This is a genomic window from Aminobacter sp. 01T433, from assembly GCF_056398585.1.
The window spans coordinates 377,594-401,189 of sequence record NZ_JBFTPR010000005.1; the positions used below are offsets into that span (position 1 = coordinate 377,594).

A 23,596-nucleotide genomic window follows, 5' to 3' on the forward strand; every position below is an offset into this window, starting at 1 on the left:
CAGCAACGGAAACGGAAGGCCGAGACATGGTGCTGGGCCGGCAAACTACCGCTTGCGTGGCCTGCGGCACGGCCCTATTTGTGGAACCGCTCTAACGGGGTGCCCGACGCGTTCACACGCGCTGGCTGAGAGGCATGGGGAAATCCAGCCAACCCGCTGAACCTGATCCGGTTTGTACCGGCGGAGGGATTAGATGCTTCGGACGCCCGGCGCTTCAAATTCCCTTTCAACACCAATGAAGGAGGCGCCGATGCGCACGATCTTGCTGTCCTTGACCTCGGCCCTGGCGCTTGCCGCCGCTGCCCTTCCCGCAAGCGCCGAAGGCAAGCTCACCGTCTACACCTATGAAAGCTTCACGTCGGAGTGGGGTCCCGGCCCGCAGGTCAAGAAGGCCTTCGAGGCCGAATGCGGCTGCGAGGTCGACTTCGTCTCGGTGGCCGATGGCGTCGCACTGCTCAACCGCGTGAAACTCGAAGGCGCTTCGACCAAGGCCGACATCGTTCTCGGCCTCGACACCAACCTTACCGCCGAAGCCAAGGCGACCGGCCTGTTTACCCCGCACGGCGCTGTCGGCGAAAACGTCAAGGTTCCTGGCGACTGGAAGGACGACACTTTCGTGCCCTACGACTATGGCTACTTCGCCGTGGTCTACGACACCGAGAAGCTGAAGAACCCACCCAAGAGCCTGAAGGAACTGGTCGAGGGCGATCCCGAACAGAAGATCGCCATCCAGGACCCGCGCACCTCGACGCCGGGCCTCGGCCTGCTGTTGTGGGTCAAGTCGGTCTATGGCGACAAGGCACCGGAAGCCTGGGCCAAGCTCAAGGGCCGCGTGTTGACCGTGACGCCGGGCTGGAGCGAGGCCTACGGCCTGTTCACCAAGGGCGAGGCGCCGATGGTGCTGTCCTACACGACCTCGCCGGCCTACCACATGGTCGCGGACAAGTCCGAGCGCTACCAGGCGGCATCCTTCGAGGAAGGCCACTATCTCCAGATCGAAGTCGCCGGCATCACCACGACAGGCGCCAAGAACCCGCTGTCGGAAAAGTTCATGGCCTTCATGACGAGCCCAGGTTTCCAGGACGTGGTGCCCGAGACCAACTGGATGCTGCCGGCCGGCAAGACCGAAAAGCCGCTCGACCCGGCCTTCGACAGGCTGGTGAAGCCGGCCAAGACGCTGCTGTTCAGCGCCGACGAAGTCGCTGCCAACCGCAAGGCCTGGGTTGATGAATGGCTCGGCGTGATGAGCAAGTAAGACGGTCGTCCGAGATGGCTATGCCGCCCCTCATCCGCCTGCCGGCACCTTCTCCCCGTGAACGGGGAGAAGGCACAAGCGGCAACGCCCGCGCCCCCCTCGCCCCGTTTACGGGGAGAGGGTAAGGGTGAGGGGCAGCGCGGCCTTGACCAGATCCACCTCCGACCCCCGCATCATCGCCGGCATCGCAGCGCTCGTCGCTATCGGCGTGCTGATCGGCGGGGCGTTTGCCGGTCTTGGCATCGAAGCCGTGCGCAACCCTGAAGGTGCCGCGGCCGCGTTCGACGGTTATCTATTCCGTGTCGCCCGCTTCACGCTGTGGCAAGCGCTGTTGTCGACGCTGCTTTCGGTCGTGCCTGCGATCCTCGTCGCACGCGCTTTGTCACGGCACCCGCAATTTCCCGGCCGTGGACTGATCCTGCGCCTGTTCGCCGTGCCGCTGGCACTGCCGGCGATCGTTGCAGCTCTCGGCATCCTGTCGCTCTATGGCCGCGCCGGCTATTTCGCCGAACCGCTCGCGGCGCTGACCGGCGCGACATGGCCCGGCATCTACGGTTTGTCAGGCATCCTCGTTGCCCATGTCTTCTTCAACCTGCCGCTTGCGACACGGCTGATCCTCGAAGCGCTGCACACGGTGCCGACCGACCAGTGGCGGCTGGCGAGCCAGCTCGGCATGGGCTCGCGCGCAAGCTTCCGCCTGATCGAATGGCCGGCAATACGCGCGGCCCTGCCCGGCATCGCCGGGCTAGTCTTCATGCTGTGCATCACATCCTTCACCATCGTGCTCACGCTGGGCGGCGGACCAGCCGCAACGACGCTGGAGGTGGCGATCTACCAAGCGCTGCGCTTCGACTTCGATCCCGCACGTGCGGTAGCCCTCACCTTGCTGCAGATCGCGCTGACTGCCGTCGTGGTCATCGCACTGATGCGGCTCGGCGCCAACACCACCGGCGACACCAACCTTCCCGTCGCACGGCGCAACTACATCCAGGCCAAGGCGGGCGAAAAAGCGCTCAACGTCGCGGTGATCCTCATGGCCCTCGTCTTCGTCGGTGGCCCCATGCTGGCGACCGTCGCTTCCGGGCTCAAGGCCGATCTTGGCCGTCTCGCCGGCGAGGCCTCGGTCCAGCGCGCGACGCTGACCAGCATCGTGCTGGCCACGCTGTCGGCGACACTTGCCGCCGTACTTGCGCTGTCGCTGGTCATGGCGCGCCGGGCACTGGCCGGCGGCCGGTTGAGCGACAAGAAAACGCTGCTCGAACGGTTCACCGACACCGGCGCTGGTTTCGTGCTGGTGGTGCCGCCGATCGTCATCGGTGCCGGCTGGTTCGTGCTCGTGCGGCAGTCGGTCGATGTGTTTGCGCTGGCGCCGTTCATGGTCGTCACCGTCAACGCGGTGATGGCGATGCCTTTTGCAGTCCGCGCTATCCGCCCCGCTTACGACGCGGCGAGCGAACGCCACGAACGGCTATGCGCCCAACTCGGCATATCAGGCTGGAGCAGGCTGCGGCTGATCGACTGGCCCGTGCTGCGTCGCCCGCTAGCCACCGCCTTCGCTTTTGCCATGGCACTGTCGCTCGGCGATCTCGGCGTCATTGCCCTGTTCGGCAGCGACGCGGTGCAGACCTTGCCCTATCTTCTGCTCGCCCGCATGGGCAGCTACCGCACCGACGATGCGGCTGGGCTGGCGCTGATGCTTGGGCTGTTGTGCCTTGCCTTGATGATGCTCGCCGACCGCCTCGGCAGGGAGACTTCGAAATGACCTCGACACGTGCGGCGGTGCGCCTCGACCAGGTGGTGTTCAGCTACAGCGACACCATGGTGCGCTTTGACGTCGACTTCGCGCCCGGCGAGATCACCGCGATCATGGGACCGAGCGGTGCCGGCAAATCGACACTGCTCAATCTCGTTGCTGGCTTCGAGACCCCGCGTGAGGGCCGCGTGCTGATTGGCGGTGCGGATCTGACCCCGGCGCCGCCAGCCGAGCGGCCGGTGTCGATGGTGTTTCAGGAAAACAATCTGTTCGCCCATCTCGACGTTGCCAAGAATGTCGGCCTGGGGCGTTCGCCGGCGCTTCGGCTGAGCGCCACTGACAGGCAGGATATTGTGACAGCGCTCGCGCGCGTCGGCCTTGCCGGCATGGAAAACCGCCTGCCGCGAGAGCTGTCCGGCGGCGAACGCCAACGTGTTGCGCTTGCCCGTGTCCTGGTGCGCGATCGCCCGATTCTCCTGCTGGATGAACCCTTTGCCTCGCTTGGACCAGCGTTGCGCGACGATATGCTCGACCTTGTGGCAAGCGTCCAATCAGAACGCAGCATGACCGTGCTTTTCGTGACACACCAGCCCGAAGATGCGCGGAAACTCGCCGAAAACATGGTTTTCGTGGAGTTTGGGACGGTGGCTGCGACGGGAAAGACTGCGGATTTCTTTGCCAATTCTGGACCTGAGGCGTTCCGACACTATATCGGTAGTGAACGGCGATGACACGATCACGCCGAGTTGCCCGGAAGCGGACATAATTTACAGCCAAATCGCCATATTGGCGGTAATGGCCTTATTGTGTTGGTTCGCTGAGTCTGGCTACGTCCTTGGGACGCGGGCCGGCATCTGCTTCGCCTGCCGCCGAAGGAAACTGAAAGGACGCGAGCTCTGCCCATCTGCCGCGACGGACTGATCGAGACGAAAATGCCCCGCTACACGCGACTAGCCATCGCTGTGGCGCTGTCGGCGTTTGTCTCCGGCTGCCAGATGCTCAACACCTCCGACATTCGCGAATCCGGGTTCCAGCCGTCCAACAATCCGGTGACGGTCGACAACGTCACCCGCAACGACAAGCTCGCCGAGATCGCCAAGGCCCAGCATCCGCGCATCCTGGCGACCTATGGCGGCGAGTATTCCGATCCCAAGCTGGAGCGCATGGTCGCCAAGGTGGTCGGCTCCCTGACGACGGTTTCCAGCAACCCGAACCAGACCTATCGCATCACCATCCTCAATTCGCCCAACGTCAACGCCTTCGCCCTGCCCGGCGGCTATCTCTACGTAACGCGCGGGCTACTGGCACTGGCCAATGATTCGGCCGAACTGGCAGCGGTCATCGCGCATGAGATGGGCCACGTCACCGCCAATCACGGCATCCAGCGCCAGCAGAAGGAAGCCGAGGAAGTGCTGGCGACCAAGGTCGTCACCGACGTGCTCGGCGAAAGCCCGACCGCCAAGGCGGCGCTGATCCGCGGCAAGCTCAGGCTCGCACAGTTCTCGCGCAACCAGGAACTGGAAGCCGACGGCATCGGCATCAAGATGAGCGGCCAGGCCGGCTACGACCCATTTGCCGCCGGCCGGTTCCTGCAGTCGATGGCCGCCTACGCCGACCTGCGCGCGGTCAGTGGCGCCACTGACGCCAGCCTCGACTTCCTGGCAAGCCATCCCAACGCGCCGCAGCGCATCGACCTCGCCCAGCGCCACGCCCGCCAGTTCGGCGCGCCAGGCATTGGCACCCGCGACCGCGATTCTTTCCTGGCGGGAATAGATGGGCTGTTGTTCGGCGACACGCCTGACGAAGGCTACGTCCGCGGCACGACCTTCCTGCATCCGAAGCTCGGCATCTCGTTTTCGGTGCCGCAGGGATTCATCATCGACAACACCGCAGCCGCCGTCACCGCGACAGGCCCTGATAACACCGCCATCCGTTTCGACGGTGTGACCATCGACGCCAAGCTGTCACTGTCCGACTATATCAAGAGCGGCTGGGTGGCGGGGCTCGATCCGGCAAGCGTGCGCGCCGAAAACATCAACGGCAATGAGGCCGCGTTCGCGCGCGCCAGCGCTGAAGGCTGGAAGTTCGACATCGTGGTGATCCGCAACGGCGCGCAGGTCTACCGCCTGCTGACGGCAGCGCCGACCGCCAGCACCACGCTCGAAACGGTCGCCCGTTCGGTCAGCTCCAGCTTCCACGTGATGACCGCTGCGGAAAAAGCCGCGCTCAAGCCGCTGCGCATCCGCGTCGTCACCGTCCAGCCGGGCCAGACGATGGGATCGCTCGCCGCCAGCATGATCGGCGTCGACCGCAAGCTCGATCTGTTCAGGGTGCTGAACGCGATGGCGCCGGGCGCTACGGTGTCGGCCGGCGACAAGGTCAAGATCGTCACCGACCGGTAACGGATTCAGGCCGGCAGGAACGCCGAGTTCTGCCGGACCAGGGCCGATTTCAATTTCTCCATCGCGCGGGTCTCGATCTGGCGCACCCGCTCCTTGGAGATGCCAAGCGAGGTGCCGAGCTGTTCGAGCGTAGCACCTTCTTCCGTCAGCCGGCGCTCCTCGATGATCTGCAGCTCGCGGGCGTTGAGAACGCCAAGCGCGTCATGCAGCCAGCCCGAACGCCGCTCGATGTCGATTGCTTCGCCGACGAGTTCGTCGGGCAAGGGATCGTCCGACACCAGCAAGTCCATCCGCTCGCCAGAATCGCCGTCATCGTTGAGCGGCGCGTTGAGCGAGCTATCGGGCACCGACAGGCGCATGTCCATCATCGCGACATCGGCTTCCGATACGCCAAGCGCTACCGAGATTTCCTGATAGGCAGACGTATTGCCGAGCGGGCCGCCACCCTGGGCAAGGCGGGCGCGCATGCGTCGCAGGTTGAAGAACAGCGACTTCTGGGCCGAACTGGTGCCGCCCCTGACGATCGACCAGTTGCGCAGGATGTAGTCCTGCATCGATGCCCTGATCCACCAGGTGGCATAGGTTGAAAAGCGCACTTCGCGCTGGGGATCGAAACGCGCGGCAGCCTCCAGCAGGCCGACATGCCCTTCCTGGATGAGGTCGCCCATCGGCAGGCCATAGCGCCTGAATTTGACAGCCATGGCGATGACCAGGCGCATATGGGCCGTGGTGATGCGGTTGAGTGCGTCCTGGTCGTGCTGTTCTTTCCAGCGGATCGCCAGTTCGAGTTCTTCCCCGCGCTCCAGATAAGGTGCACGCGATGCTGCCCTCAGCATCATCTGCTCGCCGGCCAAACCCGCCCGGTCCATATACATGCTTCGCCCCTTGTCTCGTGAGCAGCAGCCGGGCGGCGTTTAGCGGCGCTGCCCCGCAAGGCTATCAACGCGGAATTCTGGCGAATGTTCCCGGGGCTCAGGTCGAGGCCTTACCTGTAGATTCAAATTCTACGATTGCCATATACTTGAAATCTCATTCCTTATCTTCAACGTCCGCTTCTGCGAGATTGCATCCAATCACAACGCACCCGGCCTTTGGCCGGCTCAAATTCGGGATCATGTAAAATGAACTGGTTGAAATCGCTGGCCGTTGCCGCAACGCTCCAGATCGCCGCTGTAGGTGCTGGCCATGCCGGTGAAAACCTCAATGAGATCAAGGCCGCCGGCGTGTTCAAGATCGGCACCGAAGGCACCTATGCGCCCTTCACCTATCACGACGCCTCGGGCGCGCTGGTCGGCTTCGACGTCGAGATCGGCCGCGAGATCGCCAAGCGCCTCGGCGTCAAGGCCGAGTTCCTCGAAGGCAAGTGGGACGGCCTGATCGCCGGCATCGACGCCAAGCGCTACGACGCTGTGATCAACCAGGTCGGCATCACCGAGGCTCGCAAGGCAAAGTACGACTTCTCCGAGCCCTACATCGCTTCGAAAGCTGTGCTGATCGTCAGCGGCAAGAACGCGGACATCAAGGGTTTCGCCGATCTCAAGGGCAAGAAGTCGGCCCAGTCGCTGACCAGCAATTTCGGCAAGATCGCCGAGGCCAATGGCGCTACGCTGGTCGGCACCGACGGCTTCGACCAGTCGATCCAGCTGGTGCTCAACGGCCGTGCTGACGCGACCATCAACGACTCCCTGTCGTTCTTCGACTTCAAGAAGCACAAGCCCGATGCCGACGTGAAGATCGTCGCCGAAGAGGCCAAGGCCGATTACTCCGGCGTGATCGTGCGCAAGGGTGAGCCCGAGCTCGTCGAGGCGATCAACAAGGCGCTGGCCGAGATCAAGGCCGACGGCACCTACAAGAAGATTTCCGAAGCCTATTTCGGCACGGATGTCTCGCAGTAGCCGACGCTGACCAGACGGCGCCAACCCGCCTGAAAGGCGCTCATTTTTCCACCTCTCATTTTTCCCATGAACTTGCCCGGAAAATCTGCGATTTTCCGGGCAAGTTTGTTATGGGGAGGGAGCATTCATCTTGCCACATTGGCTGCAATTGATGCTGGAGTCGCTTGGCCCCCTGTTGTGGGCAGCACTCGTCTTCACAGCACCCCTGACACTTCTCTCCTTCGCCTTCGGCCTGACTGTCGGGCTAGGTGCAGCACTTGCGCGCCTGTTTGGCCCGTGGTGGCTGTCGGCGATTGTGCGCTTTTATGTCTGGATCATCCGCGGCACGCCGCTTCTGGTGCAGCTATTTTTGATCTTCTACGGCCTGCCGAGCGTCGGCATCGTGCTCGACGCCTTCCCGGCCGCCCTGATCGGCTTCACCCTCAACGTCGGCGCTTATTCCTCTGAAATCATCCGCGCCGCCATAAGCTCGGTGGCCAAGGGGCAATGGGAGGCGGCCTATTCGATCGGCATGACCTGGTCCCAGGCGATGCGCCGGACGATCCTGCCGCAAGCGGCACGCGTGGCAGTGCCGCCGCTGTCCAACACCTTCATCTCGCTGGTCAAGGACACGTCGCTTGCCGCCGCCATCACCGTGCCGGAAATGTTTCAGGCAGCGCAGCGCATCGTCGCCACGACCTATGAGCCGCTGATCCTGTATGTCGAAGCCGCCATACTGTATCTGGCGATGAGCTCGGTGCTGTCGTCGCTGCAGGTCAGGCTCGAAAAGCGCCTCAACCGCTATGGTGGCTTCCTGGAGGCGCGGACATGATTGGCCTGTCCCACATCGTCAAACGCTTCGGTGACAATGAGGTCCTGAAGGACGTTTCGGTCGACATCAGGGAAGGCAGCGTGACTGCCCTTGTCGGCCCCTCGGGCGGTGGCAAGAGCACGCTTTTGCGTTGCATCAACCTGTTGGAGATCCCGACATCAGGTACTGTGCGCATCGGCGACGACACGATTGAGTTCCGCCCCGATATCAAGGTTGCGACCAAGGCGATCCAGCAGCTTCGCCGCCAGACCGGCATGGTGTTCCAGAACTTCCAGCTGTTCCCCCATCGCACGGCGATCGAAAACGTCATGGAAGGCCTGGTGACCGTACTGAAATGGCCGGAAGCGAAGGCGCGGGAACGTGCACTGGCTCTGCTCGAAAAGGTCGGCATGGCCCACAAGGTCGATGCGTGGCCAGCGACGCTGTCAGGCGGCCAACAGCAGCGCGTGGCAATCGCACGTGCGCTGGCGCCGCAACCGAAGGTGCTTTTGTGCGACGAGCCGACGTCAGCACTCGACCCCGAACTCGCCCAGGAGGTGGTCGATGTGCTCGGCCAGCTCGCGCGGGAGGGCACGACCATGGTGATCGCCACGCACGATCTGCGCCTGGCGTCCAAGATCGCTCATGAGGTGGTTTTCCTCGAGGCAGGCATGGTCGTTGAAAAAGGCCCGGCGAGCGAGGTCTTCGGCAACCCCAAGCACGAGCGCACCAAGCGCTTCATCGCGACCATCACGCATCAACACGAGCACGGCAAAGGCGGCGAAGGCTAGGACTCGCCGCGCCAGGCGATGGTCAGAACGAGATCTCCGCCGCCAGGCGGACATCCACCACGGCATCGCCGGCGCCAAAACCGTCGAGCGTTTCATTGTGGTGGGCGATGATGTCGGCATGGGCAAGATTTGCCGTGTCGGCGGTCGTGTGACCGTCAGCAACAAGCGTGACATCGTAGCCGAGCGAAACGGCGCGACGCACCGTCGTGTCGACGCAGAACTGGGTCATGCAGCCGCCGACGACGAGGTGCGAGATACCCAGTTCGTCGAGGCGGGCACCGAGGTCCGTCTCGTGAAACGAGTCCGAGCTCGCCTTGTGAACGAGAACGTCACCGTCCCTAGGGGCCAGCTCCGGCCGGACTGCCCAACCTTCTGTGCCGACGGCCAGCCGGTGCCCGGCGGGACCGTCATGCTGGATGACGACAACCGGCACGCCTGCCGAACGCGCCTTGTCCTGGAGGTCGCGCAATCTGCCTATCGTATCGTCGAGCACAGCCTCCAGCAGCGGCTGCCGATCCAGGGTGCCCTTGCCCCTCAGGATCGCATTCTGCACGTCGATGATAAGAAGCGCTGCACTCATCTGCTGTCTGTCCCGAAGCGGCCATGTTTAGCCTCGGATACAGCAAAACGGCTCGGCTCAGTAGAGGCATCCGCAACAAACCGCCCGGTGGGCGAAGCTCACCTTCTGGACCCGTCGCCACGGTTGCAACGTCACGGCATGGCTCACCTTCTGGACCGTCGTCACTGTGGCCCGGTCACGGCATGGATCCCCGGGTCTGCGCAGTTCGCTGCGCTCCTGCTTGCCCGAGGATGACGAAGACACTTTGACCTTCAGCTAATCTCCAAGATTGGCGCTTAGCAGAAACTTCTGGCGATAGCCGGGCAAGATGACGGTCGGTAGGACGACGGGCGGGCATAACCACCGGCGCAAGACGACCGGCGGTCAAACTGGCAACCGAGCAAGGACCATCGACGCTGGTTGCCAATCTCCGACGTCCGCGATTGGCCGCGAGCCCGTTATGCCTTCGTCATCCTCGGGCAAGCAGGAGCGCAGCGAACTGCGCAGACCCGGGGATCCATGCCGTGATCGGACTCCATTGTGGCGACGATCCGGACATGCCGGCATCGCTCCAACGGAGGCTGTGGCACCCAACGAACGCTGCGGCGTGCAACAGACCAAGTGCCCACGCGCGTAGCAGAACGTTCTACGCACCCCAGGCGCACCCACCGACGCACAGCACTTCAGTTGCGCCACACAGCCCCTCACGCCACAAACAAAAAACCCGGCCATTGGCCGGGTTGTTCGTAATTTCAGCGAATAGCCAAATCAGGCAGCAACTTCCTGTTCTGCGTCGGCTTCTTCATTGTCGGCCTTGGTGCCGCGCTTCGGACCCTTGTTGAGGTTGGTCTCGATAAGACGGACAGCCTCGGTTTCCGACAGACGGTTGACGGCTGCGAGTTCGCGCGCCATGCGGTCGAGCGCTGCTTCATAAAGCTGGCGCTCGGAATAGGACTGCTCCGGCTGATTGTCGGCGCGGTAGAGGTCGCGCACAACTTCAGCAATCGAGATCAGGTCGCCGGAATTGATCTTCGCATCATATTCCTGCGCGCGGCGCGACCACATGGTGCGCTTGACGCGGGCGCGGCCCTGCACGACCTTCAAGGCACGCTCGACATAGTCGGTCTCGGAAAGCTTGCGCATGCCAATGGTGGTCGCCTTGGCGACCGGCACCTTGAGGCGCATCTTGTCTTTCTGGAAATCGATCACGAAAAGCTCGAGCTTGTGTCCCGCCACTTCCTGCTCGTCGATGGAAACGATCTGGCCAACGCCATGCGCCGGGTAGACGATATACTCGCCGGTCTTGAAACCGTGACGTGCTGCGGATTTCTTCTGCGGGATGGAAGTTGCCATACGCCCTGAACTCCTTCTTGTAACACCGGCCCGCCGAGGCCGGCTGAACGAGGATGTCACTCACGTGACCTTGTGCCGCACGACAATCGACCCCCAACCGGAGAGCTTGGACCGGTAAACCGCTAAAGCAGCGGCCTCCGGGTCCAGATTACTCTGGTCCGAATTGGGGTTGTCACCTTTCAGTGATTAAGGCTTCGCGCCATAGATCGACGTTGTGTCATCGGCATGTTGGCGTAGCTCTAACACAAAAAGTCGGAAGAATCAAGATTTTGGTGGATACGCGAAAATCTGCCGCGTCAAGAGTCGGCGGTGGCGCTCAATCCAACGATCTACCGCCTTTTAGGGCGGTACAGCTCTCAGTTGCCTTCGCCAGGCTCCGGCGAAAAGTACTTCTCGAACTTGCCTTCGATGCCATCAAACGCCTTGGCGTCGGCAGGCGGCTCTTTCTTGGCCGTGATGTTGGGCCATTTGTCGGCATATTCGGTGTTGATCTGCAGCCATTTGTCGAGGCTCGGCTCGGTGTCGGGCTTGATCGCATCTGCCGGGCATTCCGGTTCGCACACGCCGCAGTCGATGCACTCGTCGGGATGAATGACGAGCATATTTTCGCCTTCATAGAAGCAGTCGACCGGACAAACCTCGATGCAATCCATGTATTTGCATTTGATGCAGTTGTCGGTGACGACATAGGTCATGGCAGGCTCCGGGACTTCCCGTAATTTTGTATCTTTGTCGGTGAGGTAGCCCCTTTAAAGACCCGTTGCAAGGGCGGCCATTGCGCGCAGAAGGCAGTTGGCGGAACGGATTTCTCAACTTGAGTGCGACGACTCCAAAGCCTTTGCGTCACTCATTGCGCAGGCGGTCGGTGGCGCGCCTTTCCTTTTTTGTCGGACGGCCGCTTCCAGCCTCGCGCAGCGGTGGCCTGGCGTCGGGCGGTGCCTGGTCCTTGGGCGTCGGAACAGGCGATATATCTTCGTAGAGCTTGCGCGCTTCTTCGGCCGGCCCGCGCCGCTCGCCCGGCAGCAACACCTTGTAGACCAGGATGCGGCGGTCGAGCGTGATGGTCAGGACATCGCCTGTCTTGATGATGTCGGAGGCCTGGCCGAGCTTCTGGCCGTTGCTCCTGACACCGCCTGACTGGGCAAGCTTGGCGCCAAGCGAGCGCGACTTGACCGCGCGCGAGAAGAACAGCCACTTGTCGATGCGCTGTCTTCCCTCGCCGGCCAAGGCGTTTACTTCTTGAGCTGGTCGCGCAGCGCGGCGAGCTTGGCGAAGGGCGAATCGGGATCGATGCGCACCGGACGCTCTTCGCGCGGCTTCGGCTGGAAGGCTGGCTTGCCCTTGAAGCCACCGCGATCACCGCCATGCTTCTCGCCTTGCGGCCGTTCGCCACGGCCACGGTTTTCGGGACGACCGCCCTCGCCCTGCGGCTTGCCGCCGGGCTTGCGATCAAAGCGCGGACGGCCGTTGTCACGACCGCCTTCGCCGCCTTCACGGCTGCGATTGGCTTCGCCCTGACGAGCGGCGGGAGCGCCTGCGGCACCAGCAGCACGCGGCTCACGCTGGCCGCCACGCGGACGGTTGTCCTGGCGATGACGCGGACGCTGTTCGAAACGCCCTTGGCGCCACAGCAAGATGGGCTTGGGCTCTTCTGCAGCCTCGGAGGCTTCTGCTACTGCAGCTTCCGCCGGAGCTGCTTCAGCAGCGGGAGCTTCAGCGACAACCGCGGCCACTTCTGGCTCGGACGCAGCTTCAGGCTCGGCTGCGACTTCAGCCGCAGCTTCGCCAATTGCCTCGACCTGCTCGACGGCCACCTCGGATGCCGGCTCGACCTGTTCGATCTCGGACGCCTGTTCGCTGTTGTCGGCAACAGCCTGCTCAGGGGTTTCGGCCGTCTCGCCGGAGGGTTCGGCGGAGACCTCTTCGCTGCTGGCAGCGGCAGCAGCCGCCTTTGCAGCAAGTGCCCGAGCGACAGCCTCGCGGGCAACCGTGTCGATCGTTTCGAGCTTTTCCTTGACTTCGACGGCCGGCTTAGGCTCGGCGCGATAGCCAAGGCCCTTGAGTATCTCTTCCATGTCGTCGCCGGTGGCGCCGAGGATCGACATCATCTGTGGCGTGACGATGAAAGAGCTGCCGTCATAAGCGCCATCCGGACGCGCGCCCGTGCCCTGCTTCCAGGCAAGCGCGGGACGAATGAGGTCGGCAAGACGCTCCAGAATGTCGACACGCACGGCGCGACGGCCGAGATTGCGGAAGCCGGCGAGCTTGTAGAAGGTCTTGTCGAAGGTCGGATCGATAACGACCGAGGTGCGGCCAGCGGCGAGCGCGTGCACGACATCGCCAAAGCCTGGCTTGTCCTTGCCGTCATTCTTCAGCGCCCACAGCAGCGTGACCAGGCCCGACGGAGCAGGCTTGATCAGCGCGGGCACGAAGACATGATAGGCGCCGAAGCGCACGCCGAGCCTGCGCAGTGCCGCGCGACCTTCCTGGTCGAGCGACTTCACCTCTTCGGCGATGTCGCGGCGATTGATCAGGCCGAAATTCTCGACCAGCTGGAAAGCGATGCCACGGCCGATGCCGGAAAGCTGTTCGGCGGCCTTGAGATCGACGAGCGGCTTGAGCAGCGACTCGACCTGGAAATTGACAAAACGTTCGGCGCGCGCGGCAACCTTGTCGCGGGCCGGACCCGTCAGCTGCTCGTCGGCAAGCAGGATAACGCGCGGCTTGAGCGAGTCTTCGCCTTCGACCAGCGTGCCGATCGGCGCGCCAATCCAGCGCAGCACGCCGTCGGAGCCAAGCGCGATGTCGCCATTGGGCGCCGCCGAAAAACGCTCGGCGCGCGATTCGAATTCGGTGGCGAGCGCCTTTTGGGCCGCCGTTCGCACTGCCTTGGCGTCTTCTCCGCCCGCGCTCTGGTCGGCGGTGAAACGGAACCCTTGCAGTTCACCGACATGGTGGCCCTCGACGAGGACGGTTCCGGACGGGCTGATTTCGGCTTCAAGCATGGTGTTTTCTCTAAGGCGGCGCATGAGGACGGAAGTCCTGCGGTCTACAAAGCGTTTCGTCAACCGCTCATGCAGCGCATCCGACAATCTGTCTTCGATGTCGCGCGTTTTTTCTTGCCAGTGTGCCTGATCGGCAAGCCAGCCAGGGCGATTTGAGACAAAAGTCCAAGTTCTGATCTGTGCGATCCGGTGTGAAAGCGTGTCAATGTCGCCTTCGGTGGAATCGGCGCGGCGCACCTGCTCGGCCATGTAATTCTCGTCGACGTGGCCGCGCCGGGCGAGATCATCATACATCGAGGCGATAAGGTCAGCGTGCTGGGCGGGCGCGATACGGCGATAATCCGGCAGCGCGCAGGTTTCCCACAACAGGGCAACGCGCTCGCGGTTGGTGGCAAGCGAACGGATGTTTTCGTCGCGCGACAGATGTTCGAGCGCCTGGGCGTCGACCGCCGGTAGCGCACGCGTCAGGCCCTCGACGGGCGCCACCGTGTCGATCGAGCGCTTGAGTGCGTCGAGGCTGGCGAAATCGAATGCAGCCGTGCGCCACTGCAAAACCTTCACCGGATCGAAATCATGGCCCTCGATCTTTTCGATCAGCTCCTCGTCGAACGGGTCGACCTGGCCGGTGACGCCAAAAGTGCCGTCGCGCAGGTGGCGGCCGGCGCGGCCGGCGATCTGGCCGAGCTCGGCGGCGGTCAGCTGGCGATACTGGTAGCCGTCGAACTTGCGGTTCTGGGCAAAGGCAACATGGTCGACATCGAGGTTGAGCCCCATGCCGATGGCGTCGGTGGCAATCAGATAGTCGACATCGCCGGACTGGTAGAGCGCGACCTGGGCGTTGCGGGTGCGCGGGCTGAGCGCGCCAAGCACTACGGCAGCACCGCCTTGCTGGCGCCGGATCAACTCGGCGATGCCATAAACCTCGTCGGCCGAAAAAGCGACGATGGCCGAACGGCGCGGCAGACGCGTCAGCTTCTTTGAGCCGGCATAAGCGAGATGCGACAGGCGCGGCCGGGTGACCACAGAAACGCCCTTCAACAGGCGCTGCAGGATGCCGTGCATGGTGGCAGCGCCGAGCAGCAGCGTCTCTTGCTTGCCGCGCAAATGCAGGATGCGGTCGGTGAAGATATGGCCGCGCTCGAGATCGCCCGCGAGCTGAACCTCGTCGATGGCGACAAAGGCGGCGTCGGTCTGGCGTGGCATTGCTTCGACGGTGCAGACTGAATATTTCGCGCCCGCCGGCAGGATCTTCTCCTCGCCGGTGACCAGGGCCACCTTGTGGGCGCCGACCTTTTCGCAAACCCGGCCATAGACCTCGCGCGCAAGCAGCCTGAGCGGCAGGCCGATGATGCCACTTTCGTGGGCCACCATGCGCTCGATGGCGAGATGGGTCTTGCCGGTATTGGTCGGACCCAGAACCGCAGTGACATCGCGGCCTGACAGGATCAGGGGGTCGTTCTGCGTGGAGTGGACATTCATTCTCAGGAACCGCCCTCGGCGCCGGGCCAAACCGGCGTTGCGTCGCCTGTCGCGACGACTGGACACATAGGGATTTGCGCGGCGAAGCGAAAGCGGAATGTTCCAGATTTAAGTGTTGGAACGAGTCTAGAACGAATCAGCGACGAATCACTGACTCCGGATGATTCAGGTTTTGTTCACCCCAACATGTAGATTTTGGGCTGGCAAGCCGCACCACATGCAGATTCTCTAAAGTGGCCCGTTTCATGCGTTAGTGCACTGCCGTTAACCTTTGCCGGCCAGGCAGTGGAATGCCTCGGCCGCCTCAGTGCAAAATAATGATTTTGTTGATGTTTCCTATCGGCAAGTTAACCGGATGGGTGGCTCCTGCGGACAATTAGTTAAGATTTGAACCAAATGCGGAACGAACAGGCTACGAATCACTGATAGGATAAGTTTCCTGATTTGTTCACCGCTAGATGTTGTGTCCAAGCCCTCATCTCCACCGATTATCCACTGGTCATGCACAGGGATATGCATTGCGTCGCTGCCGGCGCATTAACCTTTGCGTGCCATCCCGGCACAGCGGCAGCTCAGCCAAAATATCTGTGATTGCATTCCCATAAGGCAACTACACCCGTTGCGCGCGAGATCGAGCCATGCCTCCATCCTAACGTTGAGTCTGCGCGGCGGGGGTTGCCCAGGCGGGGGCCTCTGGAAAATGCGGCGCACCACGCTGGCACGGAGGGAATATCATGACCAAACGTCTATTCGCCGAATTTCTCGGCACATTCTGGCTCGTCTTCGGCGGCTGCGGCAGTGCCGTGCTTGCGGCCGCATTTCCCGAACTCGGCATCGGTTTTGCCGGTGTTGCGTTGGCGTTCGGCCTCACCGTTCTGACCATGGCCTATGCGGTGGGCGGCATTTCCGGTGGTCACTTCAACCCGGCGGTCTCGGTCGGCCTGTTGGTGGCCGGGCGCTTTGAAGCAAAGAACCTGATGCCTTATGTCATCGCCCAGTTGGTCGGCGCCATCCTCGCATCGACGCTGCTTTACCTCATCGTCAGTGGCAAGGCCGACTTTGCCGGCATCGGCGGCTTCGCAACCAATGGCTACGGCGATGCTTCGCCGGGCAAGTTCGGCCTGACTTCGGCACTGATCATCGAGATCGTGCTTACCTTCCTGTTCCTGATGATCATCCTGGGCTCGACCCATGGCCGCGTGCCGGCAGGTTTTGCGCCCCTGGCCATCGGCCTCGCACTGACGCTGATCCATCTGATCTCGATCCCGGTGACCAATACCTCGGTCAATCCGGCCCGCTCGACCGGCCCGGCGCTGTTTGTCGGCGGTGTCGCCTTGCAGCAGCTGTGGCTATTCTGGGTCGCCCCGATCATCGGTGCGGCGCTCGCCGGCATCGTTCACAAGACGATGTTCGAAAGAGACTGAGATTTCCAACGGTAGATACGAAAACGGCGCCTTGCGGCGCCGTTTTTTGTCCAGCAGCTTGCAGCTTATCCGGCGAAATACTGCCCGCCATTGGCGGTCAGCGTGGCACCGGTGATGAAGCCTGACTCTTCGGAGGCCAAGAACACCACGCAGCGCGCGATCTCCTCCGGCTCGCCGAGGCGGCCGACGGGGATCTGGGCGATGATCGCCTCGCGCACCTTTTCCGGGACCGCCATGACCATGTCGGTCCCGATATAGCCCGGGCAAATGACATTGACGGTGATGCCCGCGCGCGCGCCCTCTTGAGCAAGCGCCTTGGTGAAGCCGATGTCGCCGGCCTTGGACGCCGAGTAGTTGGCCTGGCCGGCCTGGCCTTTCTGGCCGTTGATCGAGGAGATGGTGACGACGCGGCCGAACTTGCGGTCGCGCATGCCGCTCCACAGCGGATGGGTCATGTTGAAGACACCGTGCAGATTGGTGTCGATGACCTCCTTCCATTGTTCGCGCGTCATCTTGTGAAACATCGAGTCGCGCGTGATGCCGGCATTGTTGACCAGCACCGCAACCGGGCCGAGGTCGGCCTCGACCTGCTTGATGCCGGCTTCGCAGGCGTCATAGTCGGCGACCGACCATTTGTAGACCGGGATGCCCGTCTCGGCCTTGAACTTCTGCGCCGCTTCGTCATTGCCGGCATAGTTGGCGGCGACCGAATAGCCTGCGTTCTTCAGCGCGATCGAAATCGCAGCACCAATGCCGCGCGATCCGCCGGTGACGAGTGCAACTTTTGGCATTCAAGTTTCCTCCCCAAAATCCTTGATGGCCTTGCGGTGGGTCTCCCACAATAGACCGACAAGCGCCAAAACACCCCCAGAGAGTGACACCCAAAACAGCATCCTGGCAACAGCGTTCTCTATCTTGGACAGTTCAGCCTTCGCCTCTATGTTGCCATCGTAAGCTTCGGATATGCCACCCTCGATATCAAGTATCTCTTTCCCAGTTTTACTAAGTTCTAAAAATAGAGAGTTTATCTGCCCAACATCGTAATCAGGAGATCGAGAGTTTTTTCCATCTCCAACAACCTCGCGAAGCTTATGGGTGTTGCTTTGCCATTCCAATTTAGTTCGCAAGCCACGCTCCACAGTGCTCTTAATATCAGCGTCGAAGCGCTCGATGCTTTTCCTTAGCTCTACAGTTCTTGGCAGGATAAAATGTTGAAATGGCAATGGAGCAAGCAGAAGTGCGGCCCCGAATATCTTTAGTAATCCGGGGCCTGCCAAGCGATAATATGCACCGGTGGGTATTCCGGTCACATCGCCTCGACACACATTGCGACGCCCATGCCGCCGCCGATGCACAGGGTCGCTAGACCCTTTTTCGCACTGCGGCGCCGCATCTCGTAGACCAGCGTGTTGAAGACGCGCGCGCCCGAAGCGCCGACCGGATGACCGATGGCAATCGCCCCGCCATTGACGTTGACGATCGCCGGATCCCAGCCCATGTCCTTGTTGACCGCGCAGGCCTGCGCGGCAAAAGCCTCGTTGGCCTCGACGAGATCGAGGTCGTTGACCGACCAGCCAGCCTTTTCGAGCGCCTTGCGCGAAGCCGGGATCGGGCCGGTGCCCATGATCTGCGGGTCGACGCCTGCCGTTGCCCACGAAACGATGCGGACGAGCGGGGTGAGGCCGCGACGCACAGCTTCGGCTTCGCTCATCAAAACGACAGCGGCAGCGCCATCATTGATGCCCGAAGCGTTGCCGGCGGTGACAGTGCCTTCCTTGTCGAAGGCGGGCTTCAGCTTGGCAAGCGAGTCGAGCGTTGCGCCGTGGCGGATATATTCGTCCTGGTCGACGATGGTGTCGCCCTTGCGCCCCTTGATGGTGACGGAGACGATTTCGTCAGCGAAGCGGCCGGCCTTTTGCGCGGCTTCGGCCTTGTTTTGCGAAGCAACCGCGAACTGGTCCTGCTCGTCGCGGGTAAGCTGCCACTGGCGGGCGACGTTTTCGGCGGTGTTGCCCATGTGGTAGCCGTAAAAGGCATCGGTCAGGCCGTCCTTGATCATCGTATCGATCATCTTGAAGTCGCCCATCTTCACGCCGCCGCGCAGATGCTGGCAGTGCGGGGCCATCGACATCGATTCCTGGCCACCGGCGACGATGATCTTGGCGTCGCCCGTAGCGATCTGCTGCATGCCGATGGCAATGGTGCGCAGGCCCGAGCCGCAAAGCTGGTTGAGGCCCCATGCCGTTGCCTCCTGCGGAACACCTGCGGCCATCGCAGCCTGCCGGGCGGGGTTCTGTCCGGCACCAGCGGTGAGGATCTGGCCGAGGATGACCTCATCGACTTCCTTGGGATCGACGCCAGCGCGTGCCAGCACCTCCCGGACGGCGATGGCGCCCAGTTCATGTGCCGGCGTGTTGGCGAAGGCGCCATTGAAAGAGCCGACCGGCGTGCGGGCGGCGCTGGCGACGACGATGGAGGACGAGGCGGGCATGTTTCTCTCCAGACTTCGTGAGACGAATGTTTGTTGCGCGTCGAAGACGTTGGCGCTCATGACTTTTCTTGCCCGTTCCAGGACCCGAGTCAAACCGGAAAATCGCCTGATGTCCGATGCTGCAGCCGCAGTGCAGCAATGCTGCGCAGCATTTTTTTGCCGGCATCGCCCTGGCTTGCGTTCTTGCAGTGCACAAACCGCTTGGATTTGCGATTGCTTTGCGCTTATCCTCTGGACCGGCGAAATGTTACCGGCTGCTTACATGGCATTCCGGTCTTCCGGGGGAGGATGCTGATGGCTGCTAAAGACACGCCGATCGTAATCAAGAAATACGCCAACCGCCGACTCTACAATACCGGCACGAGTACTTACGTCACGCTCGAGGACCTGGCCGAGATGGTCAAGAAGGGCGAAGAGTTTACCGTGCAGGATGCCAAGACCGGCGAAGACATCACCCATCCGGTGCTGACCCAGATCATCTTCGAGCTGGAGAACAAGGACGGCCAGAACATGCTGCCGATCCCGTTCCTCAGACAGTTGATATCGTATTACGGCGATCAGATGCAGATGGTCGTGCCGAGCTTCCTCGAGCAGTCGATGCTCGCCTTCTCCAAGGAGCACGAGCGTTTCCGCGAGCAGATGAAGTCGGCCTTCGGCAAGGCGCCGATGGACATGATGAAGGGCACAACCCCGATCAAGGCGCTGGAGGAACAGACACGCCGCAACATGGAAATGTTCCAGAACGCGATGCGCATGTTCACCCCCTTCCCGATGCCCGGCGCGGGCGCTGCACCCGCCGAGCCGGCCAAAAGCGACGCTTCGGAGAAGCCAAACGAGCTCAAGGAGCTCAAGGAACAGCTCGCTGCGATGCAGCGGAAGATTGATTCCATGGGGTGAGACGCAGTCGGCCAAAGGCCGACGGGAAGCCAACTGCTTGGCTTTCCGAGCGTCGAACGCCCGGAGCGACAGCGAAGGGCCGGAGAACCGTCCCAATCCTGAAATGAAGCGAGGCTTCAATATCTAGGGCTGTCGTAACAGCCCCTCTCCCACCCATTCAGGTAAGGCAGTTTCAACCGGATGCAGGGTTTTGCCCGGCATCCCAAGCGTGTTTGCTATGCGCGCGACAACAGGAGAACCAACCATGAGCGAACTGACTTTGGCCAAGGCCAACACCATCATCGCCACCGCACTTGCGCTGGGTGCCGAAAAGACCTTCAAGCCGCTCGGCGTGGCGGTACTTGACGCGGGCGGCCATCTGCTCGCTTTCCAGCGCCAGGACGGCTCGCCCTTCATCCGCGCCGAAGTCGCCTCCGGCAAGGCCTATGGCGCACTTGCCGTCGGCTCGAGCTCGCGCGCACTTGGCGTTGCCGCCGTCGAGCGTCCGCATTTCTTCCAGGGGCTTTCGGCTGTATCGGGCGGCAAGATCGTGCCGGTGCCGGGCGGCGTGCTGATCCGCAACAAGAATGGCGACGTGCTGGGCGCGGTCGGCATTTCGGGCGATACGTCAGACAATGACGAGCTGGCCGCCATGGCCGGCATCGAAGCCGCCGGTTTCGTCGCGAAAGTCTAAGCTTTTGCGCATCCAATGGATGCGCAAAGCTATTCGCGGTCGAACATGACGTCGCGGCTGGCGGAGCGGAGCGAAACCGAAAAGCCAGCCAGAACGTCGATCAAAGCCACGACCATCAGCGTGAAGAAAACCGAGTGCACGGCCCCGCGCACCAACAGGAATTCGACCATGAAAGCGACGAAGACGAAGGTCGACAACAGATGATCGACCACGGACGCGTTGCTGGTGCGCGTCGACTTCACGATCTCGACAAACAGCAGCAGCAAGGCGACGACGATCAACAGGTCGCCAAGCGTCAGCGCGAAAACGCCGCCCGACATCATGTTGAGCGACAGGATTTCGGTCACCCACACGTCGCCCGCAGGTCCGCTGCCGAACAATCCTGCCAGGCCGATGTTGAACAGGATGAAGGGGATGATCAGTAGGGGAATGCCCGCGAGCATGGATTGGTCTCCGTGTTGCGCCGGCGTCTTCTAACGCATCGATCCCAGGATCGGAATCGATTTTCGCAAGGCCGCCATGCGCTGAATGACAGCATCGCTGGCGCGTCCGTTGGATGCGCTCCGCCCCGGAATCAAAAGTCCAACGACCAGGCGCCCCCAGACACGCAAAAAGAAAGGACCGGCAGGCCGGTCCTTTCTCGATACGCTCGCTGAGGAGAAGCTATGTAGCTTCCCTTGGAAAAGCTGCTTAGCTTTCCTTCGGCGTCAGAACCTGGCGACCGCGGTACATGCCGGTCTTCAGGTCGATGTGGTGCGGGCGGCGCATTTCGCCGGAATTCTTGTCCTCGACATAGGTCGGGGCCTTGAGCGCGTCGGCCGAGCGGCGCATACCGCGCTTGGACGGGGAGGTTTTTCGTTTAGGAACAGCCATGGATATACTCCACCAATCGGTCAAATGACCCTGACCGCCCTCGTGAAAGGGCCGCATTCAGGGCCGGAAACTGAGAAAGTTGGCGAGCCTATACACGGCGAGAGGTAGCTTGACCAGCCCGAAGCGACTCTTTTTTCGGTCGCAGGGGAGTCAAATTAGTCCAGGCACTGCACATAGGCACCGGCCTTGCCGGCACGGCGTTCGATGACCGAGGCGAGCCGCTTGAGCCCGGGCCCAGGCTTTGCCGGATTGCGCGCCGCCGGGTTGGGCAAGGAGACGGCGAGAAGTGCTGCCTGGCGCCCCGAAAGCTGGCTCGCCGGCTTGCCGAAATAGTGCTGGGAGGCCGCCTCGATGCCATAGATGTTGGGGCCCCATTCGGCGATGTTGAGGTAGATCTCCATAATCCGCCGCTTGGGCATCAGCGCATCGAAATAGACCGCCAGCGGCAGCTCGACCACCTTGCGCAGGAAAGAACGGCCATTCCACAGATAAAGGTTCTTTACCGTCTGCATCGGAATGGTGGAGGCGCCGCGGGTCGGCTCGCCTTCCAGCGCGTCACTGATGACGCCCCTCAACTCGCCGAGGTCAACTCCCTTGTGGAAGCAGAACTGCCCGTCTTCGGACATGATGACGGAATGCGCCATGACGGGTGCGATATCGTCGAGCGGCACCCATTGCCGGTCATAGCCCTGCAGGGTGACGAGGTCCTTGATCATCAGCGTCGAGATCGGACGAACAAAGGGCGGCAGGTACAAGATGGTCAGCACGACCGGCAGCGCTGCCATGGCCGCGACAATCAGCGCACCGAGCCGCACCCAGCGGCGCAGGCCGCCACGCGAGAAGCTCCCGCGCCGTGCTGCTGCCATCTCCAGCCCTTCGGTTTCCGGCTCTATGATCGGTTCGGCCAACCCGTCCGCCCTTGTCTGTCAGCCTTTCGGCATAAAGGCGCTTGGCTTCTTGCGCAACGTCTGACTGTCGGCTACCGCTCGCCGCCATGACGATCGACAGCGATATCATGTTCGAAACCGCCCTTCGCATGCGCGCGGATGCCGTTGAGGCCGAGCTCAGGCAATTGCTCGGCGAGCGCATCCTGCCGGGCGAAATCGCCCGCCCCGAGCATCTGATGGCGGCGATGCGCCATGGCGCGCTCAATGGCGGCAAGCGACTCAGGCCATTTCTGGTGCTGGAGAGCGCGGCATTGTTCGACGCCGACAGCGAAGCAGCGCTTCGCGTCGCCACGGCCCTCGAATGCGTGCACTGCTATTCGCTGATCCATGACGACTTGCCGGCGATGGACGACGATGACCTGCGTCGTGGCCAGCCGACCGTGCACAAGGCATTCGACGAGGCGACAGCGATCCTGGCCGGTGACGGACTTTTGACCCACGCCTTCGACATCATCGCGGACGAGGCGACACCGTTGCCGGCGGAGCGCAGGGTGGCCCTGGTGCTGGCGCTGGCACGCGCGGCCGGACCCGGCGGCATGGTCGGTGGCCAGGCGCTCGACCTCGACGCCGAACGCAACAAGCCTGACGAAGCCGGCATCATCCGCCTGCAGGCGATGAAGACCGGCGCGCTGATCCGCTTCGCCTGCGAGGCCGGGGCGATGCTCGCAGGCGCTTCCGCAGACCACCGCGAGCGGCTTGCCGAATTCGGCTCGGCGATCGGCCTTGCATTCCAGCTAGCCGACGACCTTCTCGACCTCACCGCCGACGCCGAAACGATGGGCAAGGCGACAGGCAAGGACGCCGCCGCCGGCAAGGCAACGCTGGTTTCGCTGCATGGCGCCGACTGGGCCCGCACCCAGCTCACCGGTCTGGTCGCCCAAGCCCACGACCTGCTCGAACCCTTCGGTGAGCGCGCAATCATGCTCAAGGCGGCCGCAAGTTTCGTCGCCGAACGCAATAGCTGATCCGGCGACGGGTCGGCCGACGCTGCTGTAGCAGGCAGTTTAGC

Annotated in this window: 23 protein-coding genes and 1 riboswitch; of the genes, 11 read left to right on the forward strand and 12 right to left on the reverse strand. The window is 62.4% G+C overall.

The genetic code is table 11. The annotated features are described in order from the left end of the window. Positions 1 to 85: 85 nt before the first annotated feature. Positions 86 to 206: riboswitch (TPP riboswitch) on the forward strand. A 44-nt stretch (positions 207 to 250) separates the two neighbouring features. The 4 genes from thiB to AC1DLV_RS11205 all read left to right on the forward strand — a co-directional run bounded on the left by thiB (position 251) and on the right by AC1DLV_RS11205 (position 5,410). Beyond that, positions 251 to 1,255, forward strand: a complete 1,005-nt coding sequence (gene thiB / locus AC1DLV_RS11190; protein WP_476800129.1) for a thiamine ABC transporter substrate binding subunit — start codon at positions 251 to 253, stop codon at positions 1,253 to 1,255. Positions 1,256 to 1,400: 145 nt separating this feature from the next. After that, positions 1,401 to 3,017: a thiamine/thiamine pyrophosphate ABC transporter permease gene (gene thiP / locus AC1DLV_RS11195; RefSeq protein WP_476800130.1), complete on the forward strand. Its 1,617-nt coding sequence runs from the start codon at positions 1,401 to 1,403 to the stop codon at positions 3,015 to 3,017. Further along, complete coding sequence (gene thiQ, locus AC1DLV_RS11200; RefSeq protein WP_476800131.1) at positions 3,014 to 3,739, forward strand: thiamine ABC transporter ATP-binding protein; 726 nt, start codon at positions 3,014 to 3,016, stop codon at positions 3,737 to 3,739. Before thiP ends, thiQ begins: the two co-directional genes overlap by 4 nt. A gap of 201 nt (positions 3,740 to 3,940) precedes the next feature. Continuing rightward, positions 3,941 to 5,410 carry a M48 family metalloprotease gene (locus tag AC1DLV_RS11205; protein ID WP_476800132.1) on the forward strand — a complete coding sequence of 490 codons (1,470 nt, stop codon included), beginning with the start codon at positions 3,941 to 3,943 and terminating at the stop codon, positions 5,408 to 5,410. 5 nt (positions 5,411 to 5,415) lie between these two features. On the opposite strand, the gene AC1DLV_RS11210 is transcribed toward AC1DLV_RS11205, so the two are convergent. Next, positions 5,416 to 6,285, reverse strand: coding sequence for an RNA polymerase factor sigma-32 (locus tag AC1DLV_RS11210; RefSeq protein WP_476782409.1), 870 nt, complete (start codon positions 6,283 to 6,285; stop codon positions 5,416 to 5,418). A 246-nt stretch (positions 6,286 to 6,531) separates the two neighbouring features. On the opposite strand from AC1DLV_RS11210, the gene AC1DLV_RS11215 reads away from it, so the two are divergent. The 3 genes from AC1DLV_RS11215 (at position 6,532) to AC1DLV_RS11225 (ending at position 8,886) form a co-directional block, all read left to right on the forward strand. Next, entirely contained in the window at positions 6,532 to 7,305 is a 774-nt protein-coding gene (locus AC1DLV_RS11215) for an amino acid ABC transporter substrate-binding protein (RefSeq protein ID WP_476800133.1), read from the forward strand. Between the two features lie 130 nt (positions 7,306 to 7,435). Continuing rightward, positions 7,436 to 8,116 (forward strand): amino acid ABC transporter permease, encoded by a 681-nt coding sequence (locus AC1DLV_RS11220; protein WP_476800134.1) that lies wholly within the window; start codon positions 7,436 to 7,438, stop codon positions 8,114 to 8,116. Beyond that, positions 8,113 to 8,886 carry an amino acid ABC transporter ATP-binding protein gene (locus tag AC1DLV_RS11225; RefSeq protein ID WP_476800135.1) on the forward strand — a complete coding sequence of 258 codons (774 nt, stop codon included), beginning with the start codon at positions 8,113 to 8,115 and terminating at the stop codon, positions 8,884 to 8,886. Before AC1DLV_RS11220 ends, AC1DLV_RS11225 begins: the two co-directional genes overlap by 4 nt. 22 nt (positions 8,887 to 8,908) lie before the next feature. Here AC1DLV_RS11225 and AC1DLV_RS11230 read toward each other — a convergent pair whose 3' ends face one another. The 5 genes from AC1DLV_RS11230 to AC1DLV_RS11250 form a co-directional block, all read right to left on the reverse strand. Next, positions 8,909 to 9,466, reverse strand: a complete 558-nt coding sequence (locus tag AC1DLV_RS11230; RefSeq protein WP_476800136.1) for a cysteine hydrolase family protein — start codon at positions 9,464 to 9,466, stop codon at positions 8,909 to 8,911. Between the two features lie 747 nt (positions 9,467 to 10,213). After that, entirely contained in the window at positions 10,214 to 10,798 is a 585-nt protein-coding gene (locus tag AC1DLV_RS11235) for a CarD family transcriptional regulator (protein WP_476800137.1), read from the reverse strand. A gap of 356 nt (positions 10,799 to 11,154) precedes the next feature. Further along, positions 11,155 to 11,493 carry a ferredoxin FdxA gene (fdxA, locus tag AC1DLV_RS11240; RefSeq protein ID WP_476800138.1) on the reverse strand — a complete coding sequence of 113 codons (339 nt, stop codon included), beginning with the start codon at positions 11,491 to 11,493 and terminating at the stop codon, positions 11,155 to 11,157. A gap of 148 nt (positions 11,494 to 11,641) precedes the next feature. Continuing rightward, complete coding sequence (locus tag AC1DLV_RS11245) at positions 11,642 to 12,025, reverse strand: RNA-binding S4 domain-containing protein (RefSeq protein WP_476800139.1); 384 nt, start codon at positions 12,023 to 12,025, stop codon at positions 11,642 to 11,644. A gap of 5 nt (positions 12,026 to 12,030) precedes the next feature. Next, positions 12,031 to 15,282: a helicase-related protein gene (locus tag AC1DLV_RS11250; protein ID WP_476800140.1), complete on the reverse strand. Its 3,252-nt coding sequence runs from the start codon at positions 15,280 to 15,282 to the stop codon at positions 12,031 to 12,033. Between the two features lie 734 nt (positions 15,283 to 16,016). On the opposite strand from AC1DLV_RS11250, the gene aqpZ reads away from it, so the two are divergent. Next, a complete protein-coding gene (gene aqpZ / locus AC1DLV_RS11255; protein WP_476800141.1) occupies positions 16,017 to 16,706 on the forward strand; it encodes an aquaporin Z in 690 nt (229 codons plus the stop codon). A gap of 65 nt (positions 16,707 to 16,771) precedes the next feature. Here the strand turns inward: aqpZ and phbB are convergent, their stop codons facing one another. Genes phbB through AC1DLV_RS11270 form a run of 3 tightly spaced genes read right to left on the reverse strand, consistent with a single transcriptional unit; the run spans position 16,772 to position 19,197 of the window. Further along, on the reverse strand, positions 16,772 to 17,497 hold the full coding sequence (gene phbB / locus AC1DLV_RS11260; RefSeq protein WP_476800142.1) for an acetoacetyl-CoA reductase: 726 nt from the start codon (positions 17,495 to 17,497) through the stop codon (positions 16,772 to 16,774). Further along, positions 17,498 to 18,016, reverse strand: a complete 519-nt coding sequence (locus AC1DLV_RS11265; RefSeq protein ID WP_476800143.1) for a hypothetical protein — start codon at positions 18,014 to 18,016, stop codon at positions 17,498 to 17,500. Further along, entirely contained in the window at positions 18,013 to 19,197 is a 1,185-nt protein-coding gene (locus AC1DLV_RS11270; protein ID WP_476800144.1) for an acetyl-CoA C-acetyltransferase, read from the reverse strand. The genes AC1DLV_RS11265 and AC1DLV_RS11270 overlap by 4 nt, the downstream gene beginning before the upstream one ends. Before the next feature lie 294 nt (positions 19,198 to 19,491). Here AC1DLV_RS11270 and phaR point away from each other — a divergent pair, with 294 nt between their 5' ends. After that, positions 19,492 to 20,094 carry a polyhydroxyalkanoate synthesis repressor PhaR gene (phaR, locus tag AC1DLV_RS11275; RefSeq protein ID WP_476800145.1) on the forward strand — a complete coding sequence of 201 codons (603 nt, stop codon included), beginning with the start codon at positions 19,492 to 19,494 and terminating at the stop codon, positions 20,092 to 20,094. A 244-nt stretch (positions 20,095 to 20,338) separates the two neighbouring features. Further along, positions 20,339 to 20,767: a GlcG/HbpS family heme-binding protein gene (locus AC1DLV_RS11280; RefSeq protein ID WP_476782421.1), complete on the forward strand. Its 429-nt coding sequence runs from the start codon at positions 20,339 to 20,341 to the stop codon at positions 20,765 to 20,767. Positions 20,768 to 20,796: 29 nt separating this feature from the next. Here the strand turns inward: AC1DLV_RS11280 and AC1DLV_RS11285 are convergent, their stop codons facing one another. The 3 genes from AC1DLV_RS11285 to AC1DLV_RS11295 all read right to left on the reverse strand — a co-directional run bounded on the left by AC1DLV_RS11285 (position 20,797) and on the right by AC1DLV_RS11295 (position 22,506). Further along, positions 20,797 to 21,210, reverse strand: a complete 414-nt coding sequence (locus AC1DLV_RS11285) for a hypothetical protein (RefSeq protein ID WP_476800146.1) — start codon at positions 21,208 to 21,210, stop codon at positions 20,797 to 20,799. Between the two features lie 247 nt (positions 21,211 to 21,457). Continuing rightward, positions 21,458 to 21,640: a 50S ribosomal protein L32 gene (rpmF, locus tag AC1DLV_RS11290; protein ID WP_008834724.1), complete on the reverse strand. Its 183-nt coding sequence runs from the start codon at positions 21,638 to 21,640 to the stop codon at positions 21,458 to 21,460. A gap of 155 nt (positions 21,641 to 21,795) precedes the next feature. Then, positions 21,796 to 22,506, reverse strand: coding sequence for a biosynthetic peptidoglycan transglycosylase (locus AC1DLV_RS11295; protein WP_476800320.1), 711 nt, complete (start codon positions 22,504 to 22,506; stop codon positions 21,796 to 21,798). A gap of 128 nt (positions 22,507 to 22,634) precedes the next feature. Between AC1DLV_RS11295 and AC1DLV_RS11300 the strand changes: the two genes are divergently transcribed. After that, the gene (locus tag AC1DLV_RS11300) at positions 22,635 to 23,552 is read left to right on the forward strand and encodes a polyprenyl synthetase family protein (RefSeq protein WP_476800147.1); all 918 of its coding nucleotides are present in this window, start codon (positions 22,635 to 22,637) and stop codon (positions 23,550 to 23,552) included. Positions 23,553 to 23,596: the final 44 nt, after the last annotated feature.

Excerpts from the sequence above, each read along its gene's own strand:
- AC1DLV_RS11285 (WP_476800146.1), bottom strand. The coding sequence starts at position 21,210 with ATGCTCGCGGGCATTCCCCTACTGATCATCCCCTTCATCCTGTTCAAC.
- rpmF (WP_008834724.1), bottom strand. The coding sequence starts at position 21,640 with ATGGCTGTTCCTAAACGAAAAACCTCCCCGTCCAAGCGCGGTATGCGC.
- thiB (WP_476800129.1), top strand. The coding sequence starts at position 251 with ATGCGCACGATCTTGCTGTCCTTGACCTCGGCCCTGGCGCTTGCCGCC.
- AC1DLV_RS11250 (WP_476800140.1), bottom strand. The coding sequence starts at position 15,282 with ATGAATGTCCACTCCACGCAGAACGACCCCCTGATCCTGTCAGGCCGC.
- AC1DLV_RS11270 (WP_476800144.1), bottom strand. The coding sequence starts at position 19,197 with ATGCCCGCCTCGTCCTCCATCGTCGTCGCCAGCGCCGCCCGCACGCCG.
- thiQ (WP_476800131.1), top strand. The coding sequence starts at position 3,014 with ATGACCTCGACACGTGCGGCGGTGCGCCTCGACCAGGTGGTGTTCAGC.
- AC1DLV_RS11280 (WP_476782421.1), top strand. The coding sequence starts at position 20,339 with ATGAGCGAACTGACTTTGGCCAAGGCCAACACCATCATCGCCACCGCA.
- AC1DLV_RS11215 (WP_476800133.1), top strand. The coding sequence starts at position 6,532 with ATGAACTGGTTGAAATCGCTGGCCGTTGCCGCAACGCTCCAGATCGCC.
- phbB (WP_476800142.1), bottom strand. The coding sequence starts at position 17,497 with ATGCCAAAAGTTGCACTCGTCACCGGCGGATCGCGCGGCATTGGTGCT.
- AC1DLV_RS11300 (WP_476800147.1), top strand. The coding sequence starts at position 22,635 with ATGACGATCGACAGCGATATCATGTTCGAAACCGCCCTTCGCATGCGC.
- AC1DLV_RS11235 (WP_476800137.1), bottom strand. The coding sequence starts at position 10,798 with ATGGCAACTTCCATCCCGCAGAAGAAATCCGCAGCACGTCACGGTTTC.
- phaR (WP_476800145.1), top strand. The coding sequence starts at position 19,492 with ATGGCTGCTAAAGACACGCCGATCGTAATCAAGAAATACGCCAACCGC.
- AC1DLV_RS11205 (WP_476800132.1), top strand. The coding sequence starts at position 3,941 with ATGCCCCGCTACACGCGACTAGCCATCGCTGTGGCGCTGTCGGCGTTT.
- AC1DLV_RS11230 (WP_476800136.1), bottom strand. The coding sequence starts at position 9,466 with ATGAGTGCAGCGCTTCTTATCATCGACGTGCAGAATGCGATCCTGAGG.
- AC1DLV_RS11210 (WP_476782409.1), bottom strand. The coding sequence starts at position 6,285 with ATGTATATGGACCGGGCGGGTTTGGCCGGCGAGCAGATGATGCTGAGG.
- AC1DLV_RS11295 (WP_476800320.1), bottom strand. The coding sequence starts at position 22,506 with ATGGCAGCAGCACGGCGCGGGAGCTTCTCGCGTGGCGGCCTGCGCCGC.
- AC1DLV_RS11225 (WP_476800135.1), top strand. The coding sequence starts at position 8,113 with ATGATTGGCCTGTCCCACATCGTCAAACGCTTCGGTGACAATGAGGTC.
- fdxA (WP_476800138.1), bottom strand. The coding sequence starts at position 11,493 with ATGACCTATGTCGTCACCGACAACTGCATCAAATGCAAATACATGGAT.
- aqpZ (WP_476800141.1), top strand. The coding sequence starts at position 16,017 with ATGACCAAACGTCTATTCGCCGAATTTCTCGGCACATTCTGGCTCGTC.